A 2462-nucleotide genomic window follows, 5' to 3' on the forward strand; every position below is an offset into this window, starting at 1 on the left:
GCGGCCTGGTGGCGGTGGGCCTGCTCGTGTGGGCGCTGTGGGGTCTGGCGCAGGGCAGCGACGATCGCTGGCTGCGCCTCGGCGTCTGCGCGGTGACGGCCTGGTTCGTCGCCACGGGAGCGACGGGCGAGTTCGCCGCCGAGTCCGCGCGGGACTGGCCGAGGGGAGTCTCGGTGCGCGAACTGGTGCGCCCGGTCCTGCAGTTGCCCGCCGAGAGTCCGGTGTCGGCCGCGTTGACGGCCTCGGCGGGCCGGGGCGTGGTCCTGGTGCGCGCCGACGGGGTGGCCGTCGGGCTGCTCGACATCGGTGCCGCCGAGGAGCTCGCGGTGGACTCACCGCAGGCCCCCGCCGAGCGCGCCGCCGAGCCGATCCGGCCGGAAACGGTGCTACTGACCTGTGACGGCGCGGACGAGATCGCCGAGCACGTGGCCGAGGTGCCGACCTGGCAGTTCCTGGTGGTCGACGCGGAGGGGCGGCCCGCGGGCGTTCTGCGCCGCGACGACCTGGCCCGGGCCAGGGAGGCGGCATGGTGACGTACCGCCTGAGTGCGTGTCGGGCCGGTCTGCGACGATCGACGGCCGATCGTGCGGGGCGAGCCGCCTTCCGGGCGCCCCCCGCGAACCGCCGAGGATGTTCCGCCGTGGAGGTGTGGTGTCAGCAGGGCCGTTTCGTGCTGGTGACCGGGTGCAGTTGACCGACCCCAAGGGTCGGCACTACACCATCGTGCTGTCCGAGGGCGGCCAGTACCACACGCACCAGGGCGCCATCGCGCACGACGACCTGCTGGGCGCCCCCGAGGGCTCGGTGGTCACCTCGACCGGCGGCACCGCCTATCTCGCGCTGCGGCCCCTGCTGGCCGACTATGTGCTCTCCATGCCGCGCGGGGCTCAGGTGATCTACCCCAAGGACGCCGCGCAGATCCTGATGTGGGGCGACATCTTCCCCGGTGCCCGCGTGCTGGAGGCCGGCGCGGGCTCCGGGGCGCTGACGTGTTCGCTGCTGCGCGCGGTCGGCCCCCAGGGCCGGGTGCTCTCGTACGAGGTGCGCGACGACCACGCCGAGCACGCGGTGCGCAATGTCGAACGGTTCCTCGGCGAGTCCCCGGCGAACTGGGAACTCCGGGTCGGTGATCTCTCCGAGCACAGCGTCGACGGGCCCGCCGGCCAGGTCGACAGGGTGGTGCTGGACATGCTCTCGCCGTGGGAGGTGCTGCCCACGGTGGCCTCGGCGCTGGTGCCGGGCGGTGTGCTCGTCGGCTACGTCGCGACGGTGACCCAGCTCTCCCGGATCACCGAGGCGCTGCGGGAGCAGCAGTGCTGGACCGAACCGCAGTCGTGGGAGACGATCGTGCGCCCCTGGCACGTGGTGGGCCTGGCCGTGCGGCCCGAGCAGCGCATGGTCGGGCACACGGCGTTCCTGCTCACCGCGCGCAGGCTCGCCGACGGGGTGACACCGCCCCGGCCGCGCCGCAGGCCCAGCCGGGGCTGACACCCGTTCGGACGTCGTCAGCGTCGCCACGGGCGGCTCAGGCCTCGCCCATGCACCATCCGTCCGCCGTCCTGCTCACGGTGAGAGTGAGGGTCCTGGTCTCGCCGTCGCGCGAGGCCTCGACCGGGACCTGGGCCGTGTCACCGGAGATGATCACGTCACCGGTCTGCTCGATCCGGGTGCCGTTCTTCGGCTTGCCCACCGTGTGCGGCTGGCAGGAGACTTCCTTGGCCAGCTCGACGTTCTGCGTGTTGACCGCCTCGATGGCCTTGTCCGCCAGGTCCTGCACGGCGGCCTGGTCGTCGCCGGAGCCCGTGCCGGGTGAGGGGGCTTGGCTGTCCGAGTCCTGACCGTTGCCCGGTGGCAGGCCGGGGGCGCTCGGCTGTCCCGGCGCGCTCGGCTGCCCGGGAAGCTGAGGCTGGCTCTGCCCGGCCGGGGTCTGCTGGGCCTGGTTGTCGGACTCGTCGTCGTCCCCGCCGGTGAGCCACAGGACCAGCGCGACGGCGGCCCCGACCAGGACGACGGCGCCGACGCTCAGGCCGACGATGAGCCCGGTTTTCTTCGGGCGGGGTGGTTCACCGCCCGGGCCGAATCCCGGCTGGCCGTACTGGCCGCCGGGCGGGTACCCGGGCTGCCCGTACTGCGCGTACCCCTGCTGGTCCGGCGGGTGGCCGCCCTGGGGCTGTCCCCACTGGCCGGGGTGCCCCTGTGCACCGGGCCCCTGCGAGCCGGGGTAGCCCTGTGGTCCGGGCTGGTTCGGCTGGCCGTACGGACCGGGTTGTCCCCACTGTCCCGGCTGTCCGGGCGGTTGCGGTGGCTGCGTCATGCGTTCCCCTTCTGATCTTGCCTGTGGTGATCCACTGTGGCCGCCCGGATGGTAGGCCCGTCCTCCGGGTGACCCGGCCGCGCGTGCCGGTGGCGTGGACGGCCGAGGGCGTAGGCGGGCCACCCGGCCCCCGCGCGGGCGGTTCGGC

2 protein-coding genes and 1 pseudogene are annotated in these 2462 nt (G+C 74.0%); 2 read left to right on the forward strand and 1 reads right to left on the reverse strand.

Translation table 11 applies throughout. The features are described from left to right. Both SACSA_RS23700 and SACSA_RS0118400 read left to right on the forward strand, forming a co-directional pair. Window positions 1-533: pseudogene (locus SACSA_RS23700) on the forward strand (site-2 protease family protein); the annotation flags it as partial. Between the two features lie 118 nt (window positions 534-651). Continuing rightward, entirely contained in the window at window positions 652-1488 is an 837-nt protein-coding gene (locus tag SACSA_RS0118400) for a tRNA (adenine-N1)-methyltransferase (RefSeq protein WP_028662020.1), read from the forward strand. Between the two features lie 37 nt (window positions 1489-1525). Here the strand turns inward: SACSA_RS0118400 and SACSA_RS27065 are convergent, their stop codons facing one another. Continuing rightward, on the reverse strand, window positions 1526-2314 hold the full coding sequence (locus tag SACSA_RS27065; RefSeq protein WP_019819199.1) for a hypothetical protein: 789 nt from the start codon (window positions 2312-2314) through the stop codon (window positions 1526-1528). Window positions 2315-2462: the final 148 nt, after the last annotated feature.

The organism is Saccharomonospora saliphila YIM 90502, assembly GCF_000383795.1.
GTDB lineage: Bacteria > Actinomycetota > Actinomycetes > Mycobacteriales > Pseudonocardiaceae > Saccharomonospora > Saccharomonospora saliphila.